General features: G+C 63.8%; 15 protein-coding genes. 10 read left to right on the top strand and 5 right to left on the bottom strand.

Going from position 1 to position 18,595, the window contains the following annotated elements; translation table 11 throughout:
* The first annotated feature begins 42 nt into the window (after positions 1 to 42).
* The 8 genes from P2G67_RS09550 to gltX all read left to right on the top strand — a co-directional run bounded on the left by P2G67_RS09550 (position 43) and on the right by gltX (position 10,738).
* Positions 43 to 1,056, top strand: a complete 1,014-nt coding sequence (locus P2G67_RS09550) for an NADP-dependent oxidoreductase (RefSeq protein ID WP_275822420.1) — start codon at positions 43 to 45, stop codon at positions 1,054 to 1,056.
* Positions 1,053 to 1,529: a nucleoside deaminase gene (locus tag P2G67_RS09545; protein WP_275822418.1), complete on the top strand. Its 477-nt coding sequence runs from the start codon at positions 1,053 to 1,055 to the stop codon at positions 1,527 to 1,529. The genes P2G67_RS09550 and P2G67_RS09545 overlap by 4 nt, the downstream gene beginning before the upstream one ends.
* An 82-nt stretch (positions 1,530 to 1,611) precedes the next feature.
* A complete protein-coding gene (gor, locus tag P2G67_RS09540) occupies positions 1,612 to 2,979 on the top strand; it encodes a glutathione-disulfide reductase (RefSeq protein ID WP_275822416.1) in 1,368 nt (455 codons plus the stop codon).
* A gap of 88 nt (positions 2,980 to 3,067) precedes the next feature.
* Positions 3,068 to 4,870, top strand: a complete 1,803-nt coding sequence (locus P2G67_RS09535; RefSeq protein ID WP_275822414.1) for an SLC13 family permease — start codon at positions 3,068 to 3,070, stop codon at positions 4,868 to 4,870.
* A 147-nt stretch (positions 4,871 to 5,017) separates the two neighbouring features.
* Entirely contained in the window at positions 5,018 to 6,412 is a 1,395-nt protein-coding gene (locus tag P2G67_RS09530) for a class II 3-deoxy-7-phosphoheptulonate synthase (RefSeq protein WP_275822412.1), read from the top strand.
* A gap of 28 nt (positions 6,413 to 6,440) precedes the next feature.
* The gene (locus P2G67_RS09525; protein WP_275822410.1) at positions 6,441 to 7,607 is read left to right on the top strand and encodes a beta/alpha barrel domain-containing protein; all 1,167 of its coding nucleotides are present in this window, start codon (positions 6,441 to 6,443) and stop codon (positions 7,605 to 7,607) included.
* A 97-nt stretch (positions 7,608 to 7,704) separates the two neighbouring features.
* A complete protein-coding gene (locus P2G67_RS09520; protein WP_275822408.1) occupies positions 7,705 to 9,390 on the top strand; it encodes an NAD+ synthase in 1,686 nt (561 codons plus the stop codon).
* Positions 9,391 to 9,403: 13 nt separating this feature from the next.
* Complete coding sequence (gltX, locus tag P2G67_RS09515) at positions 9,404 to 10,738, top strand: glutamate--tRNA ligase (protein ID WP_275822406.1); 1,335 nt, start codon at positions 9,404 to 9,406, stop codon at positions 10,736 to 10,738.
* Positions 10,739 to 10,767: 29 nt separating this feature from the next.
* Here gltX and P2G67_RS09510 read toward each other — a convergent pair whose 3' ends face one another.
* The 5 genes from P2G67_RS09510 to ftsH all read right to left on the bottom strand — a co-directional run bounded on the left by P2G67_RS09510 (position 10,768) and on the right by ftsH (position 16,051).
* Complete coding sequence (locus P2G67_RS09510; protein ID WP_275822404.1) at positions 10,768 to 11,205, bottom strand: iron-sulfur cluster assembly scaffold protein; 438 nt, start codon at positions 11,203 to 11,205, stop codon at positions 10,768 to 10,770.
* Between the two features lie 72 nt (positions 11,206 to 11,277).
* Positions 11,278 to 12,075 (bottom strand): MetQ/NlpA family ABC transporter substrate-binding protein, encoded by a 798-nt coding sequence (locus P2G67_RS09505; protein ID WP_322099678.1) that lies wholly within the window; start codon positions 12,073 to 12,075, stop codon positions 11,278 to 11,280.
* Positions 12,076 to 12,099: 24 nt separating this feature from the next.
* Complete coding sequence (locus P2G67_RS09500) at positions 12,100 to 12,789, bottom strand: methionine ABC transporter permease (RefSeq protein WP_322099677.1); 690 nt, start codon at positions 12,787 to 12,789, stop codon at positions 12,100 to 12,102.
* Complete coding sequence (locus P2G67_RS09495) at positions 12,734 to 13,792, bottom strand: methionine ABC transporter ATP-binding protein (protein WP_322099685.1); 1,059 nt, start codon at positions 13,790 to 13,792, stop codon at positions 12,734 to 12,736. Before P2G67_RS09495 ends, P2G67_RS09500 begins: the two co-directional genes overlap by 56 nt.
* 351 nt (positions 13,793 to 14,143) lie before the next feature.
* On the bottom strand, positions 14,144 to 16,051 hold the full coding sequence (gene ftsH, locus P2G67_RS09490; protein WP_437124252.1) for an ATP-dependent zinc metalloprotease FtsH: 1,908 nt from the start codon (positions 16,049 to 16,051) through the stop codon (positions 14,144 to 14,146).
* A 208-nt stretch (positions 16,052 to 16,259) separates the two neighbouring features.
* Between ftsH and P2G67_RS09485 the strand changes: the two genes are divergently transcribed.
* Positions 16,260 to 17,801 carry an AMP-binding protein gene (locus P2G67_RS09485; RefSeq protein WP_275822399.1) on the top strand — a complete coding sequence of 514 codons (1,542 nt, stop codon included), beginning with the start codon at positions 16,260 to 16,262 and terminating at the stop codon, positions 17,799 to 17,801.
* A gap of 94 nt (positions 17,802 to 17,895) precedes the next feature.
* Positions 17,896 to 18,546, top strand: a complete 651-nt coding sequence (locus P2G67_RS09480) for a phosphoribosyltransferase (protein ID WP_322099676.1) — start codon at positions 17,896 to 17,898, stop codon at positions 18,544 to 18,546.
* Positions 18,547 to 18,595: the final 49 nt, after the last annotated feature.

The raw sequence follows: 18,595 nt of genomic DNA, 5'->3' as shown, positions 1-18,595 counted from the left end.
CATGCGGGGCGGCGGTTTTGCTTGTGAAGGGGGAGGGAAAGAATGACGACCACCAACCGCCGAATGGTCCTGGCCCGCCGACCGGTGCCCGCAGTCGCCGAGGACTGTTTTCGCCTGGAGGAAAGCAGCATTCCCGAACCGGGCGAAGGCCAGTTCCTGGTGCGCGTGCACTGGCTGTCGATCGATCCGGCCATGCGGGGCTGGATCGCGGACGGCCCGAACTATTCCCCGCCCGTCCCCCTTGGCGAGGTGATGCGCAGTTTCACGGTCGGGCAGGTGACCGCATCCCGCCATCCCGACTTTCCCGAAGGCACCTGGGTCAGCGGCCGCCAGGGCTGGCAAGAGTGGGCGCTGTCCGATGGCTCCGACATCGACCGAATTGCCGACCCTGCGGACGGGCCATTGTCCTACAACCTCCACCTCTGGGGCATGACCGGGCTCACGGCCTATCTCGGTTTGACCATGGTGGGCCAGCCCCAGGCCGGCGAAACCGTGGCCGTTTCGACGGCTGCCGGTTCGGTTGGCTCGATTGTGGGGCAGGTGGCACGAATTCTCGGTTGCCGCACTGTCGGCTTCACTGGTGGTCCGGCGAAGGTCGCGCAGTGTCTCGAGGAGTTCCGGTACGACGCCGCCATTGACTACAAGGCGAGTCCTGACTTGGCCGCCGACCTCGCCGCCGCGGCGCCCGACGGCATCGATGTCTACTACGACAACACCGGCGGCCCGATCTCAGATGCCGTAATGGAACGCATCAACGTGGGTGCGCGGATTGTTGTCGTCGGCACCATGGCGATTCCCTCCAGCACGCCGCCGCCGCAGGGGCCGCGCTACAACCGAGCCATCCTGGTCAAGCGCGCCCGCATGCAGGGGTTTCTGGTGCTCGATCACTTCCACCGTCTGCAGGAAGCGGTGGATCAGCTTGGCCAATGGTATCGGGAAGGTCGGATCCACGTCCGCGAGGATGTCGGCGACGGTCTGGAGAGCGCGCCGCGCCAACTCCTGCGGCTGCTCGCGGGTGAGAATGAGGGCAAGGCGCTGGTGCGCTTGGTATCATGACTGAGACCGAAGCGCAGTTCCTGCGCCGCGCCATCGCTCTTTCCCTGGACGAGACCGATGCCAATGAAGGCGGCCCCTTTGGGGCGGTCATCGTCCAGAACGGCCGGATCATCGCCGAGGGCTGGAATCGCGTTACCTCGGCCTGCGATCCCACCGCGCATGCCGAGATCGTTGCCATCCGCAAGGCCTGCGAGGCGCTCGGGAGGTTTGATCTTGAGGGCTGCGAAATCTATTCGAGCTGCGAACCCTGTCCCATGTGCCTGGCGGCCATCTATTGGGCGCGCCTGGAGCGACTGACCTACGCTGCCGATCGTCATGATGCCGCGGCCGTAGGCTTTGACGACGACTGGCTGTACCAGGAGGTTCCCAAGGCCCCGGAGGAGCGCCTGCTAACCACGCGCCGTGACCTTCAAGCCGAGGCGCAACAGGCCATGCGTCGGTGGCTGGAAAAGGAAGACCGCATCCCTTACTGATGCGCCCGCTGGAGCAGGACACCGCCCTCGCGTGATCGCCATTGCTACAGCCAGTGCAGCCTGTCCGCCGGGAGATTGATCTATGAGCAGCTACGATTTCGACCTCTTCGTCATCGGCGCCGGATCCGGCGGCGTACGCGCCAGCCGCATGGCCGCTGCCGCCGGCAAGCGCGTGGCCGTGGCGGAGGAGCGGCATCTGGGCGGCACCTGCGTCAACATCGGCTGCGTGCCTAAGAAGCTCATGGTCTATGCCAGCCACTTTCGTGAGGAATTCGAGCAGGCTGCCGGCTTCGGCTGGACGGTGGGCGACAGTGATTTCGACTGGTCCACCTTGATCGCCAACAAGAACGCTGAAATTGCCCGACTCAACGGCATCTACGAGAACCTCCTGACAAAGGCCGGCGTGGAGATCGTGGATGGCAGGGCAACGCTGGTGGATCCACACACGGTCTCGGTTGACGGGCGCAAGATCACCGCCGAATGCATTCTGGTTGCCACCGGTGGGGTGCCCTCTCGCTCCGATGAGCCGGGTCAGGAGCTGGGTCTGGTCTCCGACGACATCTTTTTCCTGGAGAAGCAGCCGGAGCGCATCCTCGTGGTGGGCGGTGGTTACATTGCCGTGGAGTTTGCCGGCATCTTTTCCGGCCTCGGCAGCAAGACCACGCTGGTCTATCGCGGCCCCTTGTTCCTGCGCGGCTTCGATGAGGACCTGCGGGAGTTTCTGGCGCGAGAGATGCCAAAGAAAGGTGTCAATCTGCGCTTCAACCTCAACGTTTCCCGCATCGAGGAGACGGAAGGCGGACGTCTGGTGCACTTCTCCGACGGCAGCAGCGAAGAGTTCGATCAAGTTCTCTACGCCATTGGGCGGGCGCCGAACACGGAAAGCCTGGGCCTCGAAGAGGCGGGCGTGGCCTTGACCGCCAGGGGAGCCGTCAAGATCGACCCCTATTTCCGCTCGAATGTGCCGTCGATCTTCGCCATCGGCGACGTGACCGACCGGCTGCAGTTGACGCCGGTCGCAATCGCCGAAGCCATGGCCATCGTGCGCACACTCTGTGAGGGCCAGTCCACGGAACTGAACTACGAGAACATTCCCTCGGCGGTGTTCAGCCAGCCGCCGCTGGCCACCGTCGGCCTGACCGAAGCCCAGGCACGCGAGCAGTATCGTGAGATCGATATCTATCGCACCGAGTTCCGGCCGATGAAGCACACGCTCTCAGGCAGCGATGAGCGCACGATCATGAAACTGGTCGTCGACCGGCACAGCCAGAAGGTGCTGGGAGCCCACATGGGTGGGATGGATGCGGCCGAGATCATTCAGGGCGTGGCCATCGCCATCAAGGCAGGAGCGACCAAGCGCGATTTCGATGCCACCGTCGGTATCCATCCAACGGCGGCCGAAGAGTTCGTCACAATGCGTACACCCGTCGCAGACTCCAAGGGCAGTTGAGGCGAATCTGCTCGACAGCGGTAATCGAACTCAACATGCTCGTCGGGTTTCGCCGGCCTCTGGCCGGTGCTGAGTAGGGGGACTGCGCTTGGCCATTGCCGGTATTGGTGTCGACGCCCTTTTCGTGCTGCTGGTTACAGCAGGCGTCTTTGTGGCCTTTGCCCGTGCATGGGCACCGCCCGACGTCATCGCGATGACGGCCGTGGCTCTGCTCCTTCTGGCGGGAGTTCTGCGCACTGAGGACCTCCTTCCCGTGTTTTCGAACAGCGGCCCGATCACGGTCGCCTGCATGTTCGTGCTGTCCGCCGCTCTCGACCGAACCGGCGTCATTGAATGGGTGGGTCTGAGGGTTTCGGCCCTGGCAGAGCATTCCCACAGCTTCGCAATCGTTGTGCTGCTTGGCGGAGTGATGCTGCTCTCCGCCTTCATGAACAACACGCCTGTGGTCGTTGTGATGACCCCGGTGGTGATCGGCTTGGCCGCCACAATCGGTGTCGCGCCGACCCGTCTGCTGATCCCGCTGTCTTACGCCGCCATCCTTGGGGGCGTCTGCACACTCATCGGTACTTCAACCAACCTTCTGGCTGACGGCGCTGCCCAGGCGCAGGGACTTGCTGCCTTCGGAATGTTCGAGATCACCGGTCTGGGGCTCATCATGGCCACCGTAGGCGGGCTGTACCTGGCGGTGTTCGGCCGCATCCTGCTGCCGGACCGACCCTCCCTGGCCGCCCTGCTTGGCGACGGGTCACAGCGGCGTTTTCTGACCGAAGGGCTGGTGTTGCAGGGGTCGAAGGCTGTTGGCAGAACACTCGCGGAAGCGGGGTTGATGCGCAATCCAGCCGGCGTGGTGATCGATATCATCCGGGACGATCGCTCGCTGCGCCATCGGATGCGTGATCTGACTGGTGTTCAGCTGGAGGCTGGAGACCGAGTGGTGCTACAAACCCATGCCCGCGAGGTGATGGGGCTGCGCGCTGCCGGGAAACTTGCTTTCCCAGGGGACGGCGAGGTGGCGTTGGAACCCGTCTCCACCCAGCAGGCGGTCGTCATGGAAGGCATCGTCGGACCAGGGTCGCGGCTGGTGGGTCGCTCAATCGTCGATCTCAACTTGCGCCGCCGCTACGGCGTCTTTGTGATTGCGGTCCACCGGCAGCACGAGAATCTCTCGCAGAGCTTTGACCGCCTGGCGTTGCGCTTCGGCGACACGCTGCTCCTGGAGGGACCGCCCGAAGGCATTCAGCGGCTGGTGGAAGACGGCTTGCTGCTGAACCTGAACGAGGTGCACACACGGCCCCTGCGAAGGCAACGCGCGCCTCTGGCCATTGCAGCCATCGCGGGGGTCATGCTGTTGGCCACACTTGGCATTATGCCCATTGCCGGGCTGGCCATCATCGCCACGGTGGCTGTTGTCGTGCTCGGTTGCGTGCGGCCGGACGAGATCTACGAAGCGATCGAATGGCGGTTGCTGCTGCTCATTTTCGGCATGCTCGGACTGAGCGTGGCCATGGAGCAGACGGGGGCAGTGCTGTTGCTGGTTGAGGGCATGCTGGCCCTGGCCGGGCCCTTCGGGCCCTTCGTGGCCCTGTCGATGATCTATCTGATGGCCTCATTGCTCACCGAGATGGTGTCGAACAACGCCATTGCGGTGTTGATGGTGCCGATCGCGGTCGGCGTGGCGCAGCAGTTCGGCGTCGACCCGCGCCCTTTCGCCGTTGCGGTCATGTTTGCGGCATCTGCCTGTTTCGCCACACCCATCGGCTATCAGACCAACACCTTCGTTTATCACGCCGGCAATTACCGCTTCAGCGACTTCGTGAAAGTCGGCCTGCCGCTGAACTTGCTGCTCTGGCTCGTTGCTTCCGCGTTGATACCCCTGTTCTGGCCCCTTTGAGGGCATACCGGAGCCAGCGGGCCCAGAGGAGGCCGCCGCAGGCTCCTATTCCCGCTGGATTCACAGGAGCGCAGTGTCTAAGACTCCTTGAGGAGCGCCGCCATCCTGCAGTTTTGGCGGCGAACGGTCAGTACTGAGGTTCGCGTTATGACACAGACATGGTCACCCCAATCCTGGCGGAGCAAGCCGATCCGGCAGGTGCCCGTCTATCCCGAACCGCAAGCCGTCGAAGCGGTCCGCGAAACCCTCAGCACTTATCCGCCCCTGGTTTTTGCCGGCGAAGCGCGCAACCTGAAACAGTCCCTGGCGGACGTGGCCGAAGGCAAGGCCTTCCTGCTGCAGGGCGGGGACTGCGCCGAGAGCTTTGCCGAATTCCATCCGAACAACATCCGTGACACCTTCCGGGTGCTGCTGCAGATGGCGGTGGTGCTGACCTTCGGCGCAGCCTGCCCGGTGGTGAAGGTTGGTCGAATGGCGGGGCAGTTTGCCAAGCCGCGCTCCTCGGACGTAGAGGTGCAGGACGGTGTGGAACTGCCGGCCTATCGCGGCGACATCGTCAATGGCATCGACTTCGCGAAATCAGCGCGCACCCCTGACCCCGAGCGTATGCTGCGCGCCTATAACCAGGCCGCGGCCACGCTCAACCTCCTGCGTGCCTTCGCTCAGGGTGGTTTTGCCGATCTGCATAAGGTGCACCAATGGAACCTGCAGTTCGTGGCGGGCAGTCCGCAGGGGCGGCGCTACGAGGAGCTCTCTCAGCGCATCGACGAAGCCATGGCCTTCATGCAGGCCTGCGGCGTGACGCCCGACACGGTGCAACAGCTGCGCGAGACCGATTTCTACACCAGCCACGAGGCCTTGCTGCTCGACTATGAGCAGCCCCTGACTCGCGTCGACAGCCTGTCGGGCGAGTGGTACGCCTGTTCTGCGCACATGCTCTGGATTGGCGACCGCACACGGCAACTCGACGGCGCCCATGTTGAGTTCCTGCGTGGCGTACAGAATCCCATCGGTCTCAAGTGCGGTCCGAGCACTGATCCTGATGAGCTCTTGCGTCTGATCGACGCCCTGAACCCGCAAAACGAAGCGGGGCGCCTGACTCTGATTTCGCGCATGGGCGCCGAGAAGGTGCAGGCCCATCTACCGGCGCTGGTGCGCAAGGTGCGCGAAGAGGGCCGCCAGGTGGTCTGGTCCTGCGATCCCATGCACGGCAACACGGTGAAATCGGGCAGCGGCTTCAAGACCCGCCCCTTCGACCGCATTCTGCAGGAAGTGCGCGGTTTCTTCGCCGTTCACCGCGCCGAGGGGAGCTACGCCGGCGGCGTGCATTTCGAGATGACGGGTCAGGACGTAACCGAATGCCTGGGCGGCGCCCAGGCCATCGACGACGCCATGCTGGGTGACCGGTACCACACCCACTGCGATCCGCGACTGAACGCCAATCAGGCTCTCGAATTGGCGTTCCTCATCGCGGAGGAACTGAAGTCCGAGCGCTTGGCTCGTGGCCAGGACGTGCCGACGGTGCGCGTGGCCGGCGAATAGACGGACGCAGATCACGGAGGCAGGGCCCATGCCCGACGAGGTGAAGGCGCAGGAAGTGGCGACAAGCGACGCCGTCTGGCCCCGGTCCGATGAGCAGATCGGCGCCTGGACCGACGTCTATTTTCGCAAGACCAAGGCGGTGGTCGGCCGCTTCGGCGACGCCCGGGTGACCTACGCACTTTTCATGCGCCGACCCGTGGTCTCGGCGCCGAGATTGGCGATCGAGTGGCTTGAGGCAATCGGACGCGAGCGCGGCGTGACCTTCGAGATCGAGCAGCGCTATCCCGAAGGCAAGTGGGTTGGTGCCGGCGAACCGATCCTCTACGTTTCCGGGCCATTCTATCACCTCGTCGATCTGGAAACGCTGCTGCTGCAGAAGCTGGGGCCGGCCTGCGTTGCTGCGCACAACGCCTTTTCCATGTGCGCCGATTTGCCGGGCGTAGCCTTCCTCGCCATGGATGCGCGCCACTGCGCGGGCACCGAGATGGCGGAGATCATGGCCTATGCCGCCTCGGTCGGCTCGGCCCGCGCGAAGCGCAAGGTGAATGCCGTTGGGTTCATCGGCAATGCCACCGACGCCACGGCCCACTATTTCGGCCAGCCCAAAGGCTTGGGCACCATGCCGCACGCCATCATCGGCTATGCGGGTTCGACGCTGCGCGCAGCCGAGATGTTCGACAGCTGCTTCCCCGATGCGCCGATGACCGTGCTGGTCGACTATTTCGCGCAGGAAGTGACCGATAGCCTGGAAACCTGTCGCGCCTTCGCCGACAGAGCGGCGGCTGGCACCCTCTCCGTGCGCCTCGACGTTGCAGGCAGCCGCTATCTGGAAGGCCTCGATCCCACCGCCTCTTATGCGGTGCTGGAGCGTCACGTGCCCGAAGCGGTGCGCGGCTATCGCACTGAGGAAGAGCTGCGCTATCTCGTTGGTCCCGGCGTGTCGGCGGCTGCCATCTGGCGGATGCGTGAAGTCCTCGATGAAGCCGGTTTTCCCAAGGTGAAGATCGTGGCGTCCAGTGGTTTCGGCCCGAAGAAGTGCCGGGTCATGTCCGAGGCAAAGGTTCCGGTGGATGTGATTGGAACGGGGAGTTTTCTCCCGATCCGTTGGACCGAAACCTATGCCACGGCGGACATCGTCGAATACGACGGCCAACCGCGCGTCAAGGTCGGCCGCGAGTTCCTTCTGCGCCGCTGATGGGCCGGGGACTGCCGGACAGCGCATGCCGGTGCTTCCGGAAGTCCCCATCTCTCCTGTTTAATTCCATCCGACTTCACCAGCGACACGGATTTCCATGACCGATCACCTTCGTATCGTCCTGGCCCAGTTCAATCCCACAGTCGGTGACGTGCCCGGCAATCTCGCCCGCCTGCGTGCATTGCGCGATGAAGCCAGGGCGCAGCAGGCCGACCTGCTGGTCGGAAGTGAGCTTTGCGTATCGGGCTATCCGCCTGAAGATCTCGTGCTCAAGCCCGCGTTCCTGGCAACGGTGCGAGCAGGAATCGAGGAGTTGGCCCTGGAAACCGCCGATGGCGGTCCCGGCCTCTTGATCGGCGCGCCCTGGTGTGAGGATCCCGAAGCCACCTGGCCTCTGCGGGGCAAGGTGTTCAACGCCGCGCTGTTGCTCGATGCAGGCCGAATCCAAGCGGTGCGCTACAAGTACAATCTGCCCAATTACGGCGTGTTCGATGAGGGACGGGTGTTCACACAAGGACCGCTACCCGGTCCTGTGAATTTTCGCGGCGTGCGGATCGGGGTGCCGGTTTGCGAGGACATTTGGTACCCGGACGTCGTCGAGTGTCTGGAAGAGTCCGGCGCGGAGCTGCTGCTGGTACCGAACGGCTCGCCCTTCGAGGAGGGCAAGCTGGAAGTCCGCCAGCAAGTGGTGCTCAATCGTATCGCCGAAAGCCGACTCCCGCTGGCCTATGTAAACCAGGTCGGCGGCCAGGATGAACTGGTCTTCGACGGCAGCTCCTTCGTGCTTGGCGGCGATTCTTCTCTCCGGGTCCTGCTTCCCGCTTTCGAGGAAAAGCTTTCCCTTACGGACTGGCGCCGAGAGGACGATGGCTGGGTCTGCCGCGAAGGGGAGCAGGCGGCTCCGGCGGAAGGCCATGAAGCGCTCTATCGCGCGCTGCAACTGGGCTTGCGCGACTATGTACGCAAGAACGGTTTTCCCGGCGTTGTGATCGGCATGTCCGGCGGTATCGATTCCGCCCTCTCGGCTGCGGTGGCCGTGGATGCCCTCGGGGCGGAGCAGGTGCACTGCGTGATGATGCCCTCGCCCTACACCAGCCAGGACAGCCTCGAGGATGCGGCAGAGGGCGCGCGGCTGCTGGGCTGCCGTCTGGATGAGATCAACATCGGCCCCGCCATGCAGGCTTTCGACACCATGCTCAAGCCGCTTTTTGAGGGCCTGCCGGTCGATGTGACTGAAGAGAACATCCAGGCTCGCGCACGTGGCATCAGCCTCATGGCACTTTCCAACAAGTTCGGCCACATGGTGCTCTCCACGGGCAACAAGTCGGAGATGAGTGTCGGCTATGCCACGCTCTACGGCGACATGTGCGGTGGCTACAATGTCCTGAAGGATGTCTACAAGCAGAGCGTCTATGCGCTCTCGCGCTGGCGCAACGCAAACAAGCCGAAGGACGCTCTTGGCCCCGAGGGCTTGGTGATCCCAGAGCGCATTATCACCAAGGCGCCCAGCGCCGAACTGCGTCCGGACCAGAAGGACGAGGACAGCCTGCCTCCCTATGCCGATCTCGATGCCATCCTGCGTGGTCTGATCGAGGAGGAAGCCAGCGTGGATGCGATCGTGGCGCGCGGTTACGATCGTGCGGAGGTGAACCGGGTATGGCGCCTGCTGGAGAATGCCGAGTACAAGCGCCGGCAGGCAGCGCCGGGCGTGAAGGTTACCTCGCGCGCCTTCGGACGGGATCGCCGCTATCCGGTGACCAATGCCTTCAAGGGCCCCGCTTGAGGAGGCCGACGGCATGAAGGTCCGCTTTGCTCCCAGCCCCACGGGGCTGTTGCACGTCGGCAACGCGCGCGTCGCCCTGCTGAACTGGCTCTGGGCCCGCAAGGAGGGCGGGCGCTTCCTGCTGCGCCTGGATGACACGGATAGCGAACGCTCCACGCAGGCCTACGCAGAGGCCATCCTCAGGGACCTGGCGTGGCTGGGTCTGAGCTGGGACGAAACGGCGCGCCAGTCGGACCGCATGGAGCGCTACGCCGATGCTGTGGAACGGCTCAAGGAGGCCGGGCGCCTCTACCCGTGCTGGGAGGCGCCCGAAGACCTGGAGCTCAAGCGCAAACTTGCCATGAAAGCGGGCCGGCCGCCGATCTACGACCGTGCGGCCCTAAGCTTGAGCGAAGACGAGAAGCAGTCGTTGCTCGACGCAGGACGCAAGCCGCACTGGCGTTTCAAGCTTGACCACAGCGCAATCGATTGGCCGGACGCCGTGCGAGGACCGCAGCATTTCGACGGCCAGCATCTATCCGACCCCGTGCTGCTGCGCGAGGATGGTCGACCGCTCTATACGCTTTCATCCGTGGTCGATGATATCGAGTTGGGCGTTACCCACGTGCTGCGCGGCGAAGATCATGTGGCCAATACGGCGGTGCAGATCCAGCTCTTCACGGCTCTGGGCGGCAGCGTGCCCGTATTCGCGCACTTGTCGCTGATTGCCGATGCAAGCGGGCAGGGGCTTTCAAAACGCCTCGGTTCGCTTTCGTTGGAATCTCTGCGAGAGCAGGGCCTTGAGCCCATGGCGCTCAACAGTTACCTGGCAAAACTTGGCACCTCGGACCCCATCGAGGCACATGCCGAGATGGAGTCCCTGGTGGCGGGGTTCGACATCAGTCGCTTCGGCCGGGCGACACCCAAGTTCGATCCCCACGAACTGGAGCCGCTTAACGCCCGCGTTCTGCAGCAGCTGCCCTATGAATCCGTCGCGGAAACCTTCAGCGAAGCCGGCTGCGCGGACTTCGGTGCCGCGCTGTGGGAGGCTGTCAGAGGTAACCTGGCGCGTCGGCAGGACGCTCTGGAATGGTACCGTGTCGTGCACGACAGCATTGTCCCAAGCATCGAAGACTCTGAGTTCTGCGCGACAGCGGCAGAGCTCTTGCCGCAAGAGCCTTGGGATCAGGGCACCTGGAAGGACTGGACCGCCGCCGTGAAGCAGGCGAGCGGCCGCAAGGGCCGCCAGCTTTTCCTTCCTTTGCGTCTGGCGCTCACCGGTCGTGAGAGCGGACCGGAACTCAAGGACCTGCTGCCTTTGATCGGTAGGGAAAAGGCACGAGAGAGATTGATGTCTGCAAGTGCGTGATTGCCAAGCAGTCACAGCTAATCGCTCGGCTACTGGCCTTCCGCCTCTTCAATGCCCTGTAGCACAGCTTCAAAAGGCAGCATCACCGAGCCGTGACGGTTGCGCAGTTCGATTGCCGGCTCCAGCAGTTCCAGCTCAGCCCAATCTCCTTCAGGCGGCGGCCCCTGGCCGGCAAGCATGGCACGAACCGCGCCCGTGACCGCGCGCGCTTCCTCGAAGCTGCGGCCGGGTAGCAATTCCGAGAGCACAGAGACGCCTACCTGCCCCAGTGAGCAGGCACGCACCGCATAACCCAAGTCAGTGATCCGGCCCTGCTCGAAGCAGAGGTCCAGCGTCACAGTCGAGCCGCAGAGAGGTGAACGGCGGAACACCGTCACATCGGGCTCGGCAAGCCTGCGATCCGCGGCCACCCGGCGTCCGTGCGCCATCAGTCGTTCACTATAGAGATCGAGCAGATCGTCATCCATGGCGTCGATTATAGGCAAAAAGGAAGCCCCCGGGGAGGGGGCTTCCAACTTCGGCAGACTAGGCGGCTTCAGTTAGAAGCCAGACACGATTGCTCCCTGAAAACGCTCTTCGACGAAGGCGCGCACGGGGTCGCTGTGATAGGCAGCCAGGAAGCGCTCTAGCCATTCCGCTTCGATATCCTCGCCCCGCACGGCGATGATGTTCATGTAAGGGCTGTCCGGGCCCTCACGCAGGATGGCGTCCTCATTGGGGTCCAGGCCGGCTTCCACCGCATAGTTGGTGTTCACCGAGGCCACATCGACGTCCTCGAGGGAACGCGGCAGCTGCGCGGCGTCCAGTTCGATGAACTCGAAATTCTTCGGGTTCTCGGTGATATCGAGGATTGAGGGGGTCAGGCCCGTGTCCTCGCCAAGGGTCAGGAGGCCGGCTGACTGGAGCAGGAGCAGAGAACGGCCGCCATTGGTCGGGTCGTTCTGAATGGCAATGCTGGCACCCTCCGGGACCTCATCAAAGCTGTCGTAGTTGTTGGAATAGAAGCCCATGGGGAAGACGACGGTTGGCGCGGCATTGACCAAATCGAAGCCGCGGTCACGCACCTGGTTATCGAGGTAGGGCGCATGCTGGAAGGAGTTGAGGTGCAGCTCGCCATCTGCCAGCGCTGTATTGGGCACGACATAGTCGGAGAATTCCAGGATCTCGATGGTGAGGTCCTGCTCCTCGGCCGCCACTTCCGCGACCACCTCCATGATTTCGGCATGGGGTCCGGGGGTGACACCGACGCGCAGCGTCTCCGCCTGTGCCGTGCCGGCGAGACCGACGGCACCGGCCACTGCGGCGGCAAGTGCAAGATGGTTCAATGACTTAACCATTTGATATTTCCTTTCTTTAAGGGATCAGGCGTCGCGCAGGCGCTTGTTCACGCGGCGGGCAAGACGATCGCCCACTGTTTGAACGGCCTGGACGAGAACGATGAGAACGAGAACCACCAGAGCCATGATTTCCGGCATAAAGCGCTGGTAGCCATAGCGAATGCCAAGGTCGCCAAGGCCGCCGCCACCGACGGCGCCAACCATGGCCGAGTAGCCGATCAGGCTGACGATCGCGAGGGTGAGGCCGGCCACGATGCCGGGCATCGCCTCAGGTACCAAAACCTTCCGGATGATCTGGAGCGGCGTAGCACCCATGGCTTTGGCTGCCTCCACCAAGCCCTGGTCGACCTCCCGAATTGCCGTTTCGACTATGCGCGCGATGAAGGGCACGGCAGCCAAGGTCAGCGGCACAATCGCAGCCGTGGTGCCGATCGAAGTTCCAGCCACCATGCGTGTGAAGGGGATGATCGCCACCACGAGGATGATGAATGGGGTCGAACGCGTGGCGTTTACGATCAGGCCCGCAACCCGGTTGAAGGAAACGCACTGCAGCAGCTCGCCCCGACCACTGGTCGCGAGCAGCACGCCGAGCGGAAGGCCAAAGAGGGTGCCCAGCAGACTGGCAATGGCCGTCATCTGCAGGGTCTGAAGGGTGGCCTCAACCAGCAGCGCGGAGACTTGCGGGGAGATACCCAAGAGGCTCAACAACGACATTTTCACTCTCCAGAAAACGAATGGCCGCGGCGAGCGCATCGCCGGCAACGGGCAGGGCAACAATCAGGGTGCCGAAGGAGGCATGACGCACGACATCGACCTGACCATGGAGGATTGAGACCTCGATGCCCTGAGCCTTGGTGAGGCGGGAGATGACGGGAGATTCTGCGTGCGGACCCGAGAAACGCAGGCGCAGGAGCGTGTCTCCGCCTATCGGGTGCTGCGACAAGCGGGCGCGCAGGTGCGGCGGTACGTCATCTCCGGTGGCGGCGGACAGCAGACTGCGGGTGATCGGAGCCCGCGGCCGGGTGAAGACGGACTCGACTGAGGCCAGTTCCACGACCGCGCCGGCATCCAGCACGGCGACCCGGTGACAGATCTGCTTGATCACCTGCATCTCGTGCGTGATCAGTACGATGGTAATGCCCAGCTTCTCATTGATATCGCCAAGAAGGGCGAGGATCGAGCGGGTGGTTTCGGGGTCAAGGGCCGAGGTCGCTTCGTCGCAGAGCAGCACCTTCGGCTCGGTGGCAAGCGCGCGGGCAATGCCCACACGCTGCTTCTGGCCTCCGGACAGCTCCGCGGGATAGCGGCCCGACTTGTCGGCCAGCCCGACCAGTTCGAGCAGCGGCTGGACCTTCGACTTGATCTCCGCGCGCGACAGTCCCGCAAGCTCGAGCGGGAGCGCCACATTGTCAAAGACTGTGCGCGAGGAGAGTAGATTGAAGTGCTGGAAGATCATGCCGATCTGGCGCCGCGCCGCGCGGAGGCGGCTGGCATCCAGAGCGGTCAGGTCGACACCGTCAACCTCAACACGCCCACTGCTCGGGCGCTCCAAAAGATTGATCAATCGGATGAGTGTGGATTTGCCCGCACCGGAACGGCCGATTACGCCGAAAATTTCTCCCCGGTCAATCGTCAAGTCGGTTTCGGACAAGGCAGTGACCGCCGCGCTATCCTTTCGGGCAGGATAGCGCTTCGACACCGCCTCAAGGCGAATCATCGAAGACATGGAAAACCTCATGCTCCCGCCGGCCGACACTCAGGGTGCGGCACGGAGTTCAGACATAGAAAAACAACGCCAGGCGCAGCTAGAGGCGCAGCGTATCAGGAACTCAAGGGGAGGGGGGACATCGGTGCATCGCGGTGCTCCTTGCGCTCGTAACGAGGGCGGGACCACGAAAACCTTCGTGGCGCTTTAGCTGTTGATGACGCGGTGCAAGCTGCCCTTCAAATCGCCGCGGGCCGGTAACGCCGGCCAGTCGTTTGTGCGTTGCGAGATAGATAACATTCTTGCGCCCAGCGTCAAGCGTCCTTCGAGCCAGCGTGCATCAGCTATGCAGTTGCGCGGAAGCTAGGCTTTGGGACCTGGCTTGCCCGGCGCGACGTCATCGGCCCGAACCAAACCCTCGGCCAGATGGCTCAAAGCCGCTTCATCGAGTGTTTCCGCTTGCAGCAGCGCCTCGGCACCGCGCTCCAGAAGGGCGCGGTTGCGCTCCAGAACAGAAAGGGTGCGCCCGAACACGCGATCAATGATTCCGCGCACTGCTTCGTCGATCTGGCGCGCCGTGGCCTCGCTGTAGCTGCGATCCAGCAGACCTCCCGGCTGACCGCCCGGTTGGCCGAGATAGCTGCTGCGCTCCCGATCATAAGCGACGTGGCCCAAACTCTGCTCCATGCCGTAGCGGGTCACCATCGAGCGAGCAATGTCGGTCGCCTTGGCCAGATCGTCTGCTGCGCCCGTGGAGAGGTGACCGAAAATCAGCCTTTCCGCTGCCCGCCCGCCCAGCAGAACCGCAATCTTGTTCTCCAACTCTTCCCGGGTCATCAGGTAGCGCTCATCGGTGGGGCGCTGGATGGTGTAGCCCAGTGACCCGATACCGCGCGGGATGATGGAGACCTTGTGCACCTTGTCGCTGCCGGGCAGGGCCAGCGCGACGAGGACGTGGCCCATTTCGTGGTAGGCGACCACCTTGCGTTCCAGAGGGTTGAGCAGTCGGTTGCGTTTTTCGAGCCCTGCAACGATCCGCTCGATGGCCCCGGTGAAGTCGGCGAGGGTAACGGCTTCCGCCCTACGGCGCGTGGCCAGCAAGGCTGCTTCATTGACCAGATTGGCGAGATCGGCGCCGGTGAAGCCTGTCGTCAGGCCGGCAATTGCCTCTTCATCCACATCCTCTGCCAAGCGGATCTTGCGCATATGCACCCGCAGGATCTGGGCGCGGCCGGTCTTGTCGGGCCGATCGACCAAAACCTGCCGGTCGAAGCGCCCGGCCCGCAGCAGGGCCGGGTCGAGAATTTCAGGACGATTCGTGGCCGAGAGGAGCACAACCCCTTCGCGTGGATCAAAACCGTCGAGCTCGGAAAGCAGCTGATTTAGCGTCTGTTCGCGTTCGTCATGACCGCCGCCAGGATTGAAGGCTCCACGTGCGCGGCCCAGGGCGTCCAATTCGTCGATGAAGATAATGGCCGGCGCGTGCTTGCGCGCCTGCTCAAAGAGGTCGCGCACACGGGCCGCGCCGACGCCGACGAACATCTCCACGAACTCGGAGCCGTTGATGGAGAAGAAGGGCACCGCCGCTTCTCCCGCAACAGCACGGGCCAGCAGCGTCTTTCCAGTGCCTGGAGGCCCCACCAGGAGGATGCCTTTGGGAATGCGTGCGCCTAGATGTCCGTAACGCTCGGGGTTCTGCAGGAACTCGACGATCTCTTGAAGCTCGGCCTTCGCTTCATCCACGCCGGCGACATCGTCGAAGCTCACCTTTACGCCGGTCTCCATGTAGACCTTGGCCTTGCTGCGGCCCACAGACATGAAGCCGCCCATGCCCCCGCCCTGACGCTGTAGAATGCCGCGAAACAGCAGCAGCCAGATGCCGAAGAAGACGAGAATGGGCAATAGCCAGGAAAAGATTGAGGCCAAGACCGAGGGACCGGGTGCGCCGCGAAAAACAACACCCTCGTCCCTGAGCTGCTCGGCGATGGCAGGATCAACGCGGCGCGTGGTGAAACGCTCTTGTCCGTCCAAGGGGGGATTGATTGTTCCGGTAATTCGATCCTCGGCCACCTCGATATCCTGCAGGCGCCCCTCTTCAAGCAGGACCTCAAATTCGCTGTATGGCATGTCGCGCACGGTGCCGCTTTCAACCAGCAGGCTCTGAAGCAGCATCACCGAGAGCAGGATGAGCATCAGATGCCAGAGCTTGAAAGGCGGCTCGCTTCCCTGCTGTTCTCCGCTCTTCCGTCCTGCATCCTTCTTGTCGGTCACCGTGCTTCTACCTCAATCCAAGGTTTGATTTGCGCGCCGTTCGAGTCTTGCCGATGCCCCAACGTCTCCCGCGACGCTGGCAGGGACCTTGATCCCGGTCAAAATCGGCGCAGCAGAGGTCATGCGCCGACCCCAGGCTAGCGCAACTTGACGCAGGGGGCGCCAGCTTTTCCAATCGCGCAGGATTCTGAAGGAGGAGAGCACCACAATGAACATGGCAGAGCTGCTGCGGCGCAGCGTCGGGGCAGGCGCCAAGCGTCCGGCAGTGGCGTATGGCAACCAGGTTCTGCAGGACTACCAATCGCTCGCGGCGCGCGCCTCAGCGCTGGCCGCCGGCCTGCGGCAGCGCTTCGCGCTCGAGCCTGGTGACCGCGTGGCGCTCGCCATGAAGAACTGTCCCGAGTACCTGGAAGTGCTCTACGGGCTCTGGTGGGGCGGTTTTGCCGCCGTGCCCATGAACGCGAAGCTGCATCCCCGCGAGTTCGCCTACATGCTGGAACACTGCGGTGCGCGGCTGTGCTTCACCACGAGTGATCTTTCGGCAGCGGTCGGCGGTGTCACCGCAGGGCTGCCGGAAATGCTGGAGGTCATCGAGGCCGGCAGCAGTGATTACGAGGCTTTGTTCTCAACCGGCGAGACCACGCAGCCCCATCCCTCCGGTCGCGACGATCTGGCCTGGCTGTTCTACACCAGCGGCACCACCGGGCGGCCGAAGGGGGCCATGCTGAGCCACGGCAATCTGCTGGCCATGACGGCCTGTTATTTGGCCGACGTGGACGCCATTGCGCCGCAGGACACGATCCTGCACGCAGCGCCCATGTCGCACGGTTCGGGCCTCTATCTGGTGCCCCACGTGGCCGCGGGCGCCTGCAATCTCGTGCCCGAGAGCGGGGGCTTCGATGCCGAGGAGGTGCTGGACCTCCTGCAGCACCATCACGGTGTCACGGCCTTCTTCGCGCCGACGATGATCCGGCGACTCGTCGAACACCCGGCAACGGCAGCCGCTGACCTGTCCAACCTCAAGACCATCGTCTACGGCGGCGCGCCCATGTACGTGGCGGACGTGGAGCGCGCGCTGGGTGTGCTGGGCAACCGCCTGGCGCAGATCTACGGACAGGGCGAAAGCCCGATGTGTATCACGGCCCTGCCAAAGCATCTCTATGCCGACAGGACACATCCCCGCTGGCGCGAGCGCATCGCCTCGGCCGGCCAGGCGCAGCTTCTCATGGAGGTGGCGGTGGTCGGGGAGGGGGACCGGCCGCTGCCGCCGGGCGAAAGCGGCGAAGTCATTGTGCGCGGCCCGGCCGTGATGCAGGGCTACTGGGCCGATGCGGAGGCCACGGCAGCAACGCTGGCCGGCGGATGGCTGCACACCGGGGATCTGGGCGCCCTGGACGAGGATGGTTTCCTGACGCTCATGGACCGCTCCAAGGATGTGATCATCTCCGGCGGCAGCAATATCTACCCGCGCGAGGTGGAGGAGGTGCTGCTGCGCCACCCGGGCGTTGCCGAATGCTCGGTGATCGGCGCTCCGGATGCGGACTGGGGCGAGATCACGGTCGCCTTCGTGGTTATGCGCGGGGGCGCGGAGCCGGATCCCCAGGCCCTGGACCGCCTTTGCCTGGAGGAGATCGCCCGCTTCAAGCGTCCGAAGCACTACCGCTTCATCGACGCCCTACCCAAGAGCAACTATGGTAAGATCCTCAAGACCGAGCTGCGCAAGCTGATGGAGTCTCAGACGGCTTCCTGAGCAACGCCCGGCGGGATCCCCCGGCGCGCCAGCGGCGTTGGGCAGAGGTGTTGGGGGGGCGAGGTGCAATCGGTATCGGAAGGCCGAGGAGATGGTGAGCCTGCCGTTCCAGGATCGCGGTGACGCCGGCCGCCAATTGGCTGCCGTACTCGCAGCACAAGCTCCAGACGATCCCATGGTTTTGGCATTGCCGCGCGGTGGCGTGGCTGTCGCGCTGGAGATTGCGCTGGCGCTAAAGGCACCGCTGGACCTGTTGCTGGTGCGGAAGATCGGCGTGCCTTGGCAACCGGAATTGGCGGCAGGCGCGCTGGTGGACGCCGACCCACCGGCCGTGGTCATGAACGAGGACGTCGTGGCCGCGACGGGCATGAGTCAGGACGACATCGACGCGGCGGTGGAAAGAGAAACACAAGAAATCAAGCGCCGCCGAACGCTCTATCGGCAAGACCGGCTACCACCCGACCTGAAGAACCGGAGCGCAATTGTGGTGGACGACGGCTTGGCCACCGGTGCCACTGCACGCGCAGCTCTCAGGGCACTGCGGGGCAAGGGGCTGCAGCGCCTGATCGTCGCCGTGCCGGTGGCGCCGGCGGAGACGCTCCAGCGCCTGAGAGCCGAGGCGGACGAGGTGATTTGCCTGGCCACGCCAAGCCCCTTCAACGCCATCGGGCTGTATTATCGCGATTTCCACCAGCTTTCCGACCAGGAGGTCAACGACGCGCTCGCCCGCGCGCGTTCAGCCTGACTGGGAGCTGCGACCCGCCTTTCGGGACTCACTTCACCTTGCCAAGCGG

It is taken from the genome of Aquibaculum arenosum (assembly GCF_029222965.1).
Taxonomy (GTDB): Bacteria; Pseudomonadota; Alphaproteobacteria; order Kiloniellales; family DSM-21159; genus Aquibaculum; species Aquibaculum arenosum.
Note: the sequence above shows the minus strand (reverse complement) of the source record. Positions and strands in the feature narration are given on the sequence as shown.

Coding starts and splice junctions, on each gene's coding strand:
- P2G67_RS09550 (WP_275822420.1), top strand. CDS start 43: ATGACGACCACCAACCGCCGAATGGTCCTGGCCCGCCGACCGGTGCCC.
- P2G67_RS09500 (WP_322099677.1), bottom strand. CDS start 12,789: ATGTCGTTGTTGAGCCTCTTGGGTATCTCCCCGCAAGTCTCCGCGCTG.
- P2G67_RS09520 (WP_275822408.1), top strand. CDS start 7,705: ATGACCGATCACCTTCGTATCGTCCTGGCCCAGTTCAATCCCACAGTC.
- P2G67_RS09545 (WP_275822418.1), top strand. CDS start 1,053: ATGACTGAGACCGAAGCGCAGTTCCTGCGCCGCGCCATCGCTCTTTCC.
- P2G67_RS09495 (WP_322099685.1), bottom strand. CDS start 13,792: ATGATTCGCCTTGAGGCGGTGTCGAAGCGCTATCCTGCCCGAAAGGAT.
- P2G67_RS09530 (WP_275822412.1), top strand. CDS start 5,018: ATGACACAGACATGGTCACCCCAATCCTGGCGGAGCAAGCCGATCCGG.
- gltX (WP_275822406.1), top strand. CDS start 9,404: ATGAAGGTCCGCTTTGCTCCCAGCCCCACGGGGCTGTTGCACGTCGGC.
- P2G67_RS09505 (WP_322099678.1), bottom strand. CDS start 12,075: ATGGTTAAGTCATTGAACCATCTTGCACTTGCCGCCGCAGTGGCCGGT.
- gor (WP_275822416.1), top strand. CDS start 1,612: ATGAGCAGCTACGATTTCGACCTCTTCGTCATCGGCGCCGGATCCGGC.
- P2G67_RS09510 (WP_275822404.1), bottom strand. CDS start 11,205: ATGGATGACGATCTGCTCGATCTCTATAGTGAACGACTGATGGCGCAC.
- P2G67_RS09525 (WP_275822410.1), top strand. CDS start 6,441: ATGCCCGACGAGGTGAAGGCGCAGGAAGTGGCGACAAGCGACGCCGTC.
- P2G67_RS09485 (WP_275822399.1), top strand. CDS start 16,260: ATGAACATGGCAGAGCTGCTGCGGCGCAGCGTCGGGGCAGGCGCCAAG.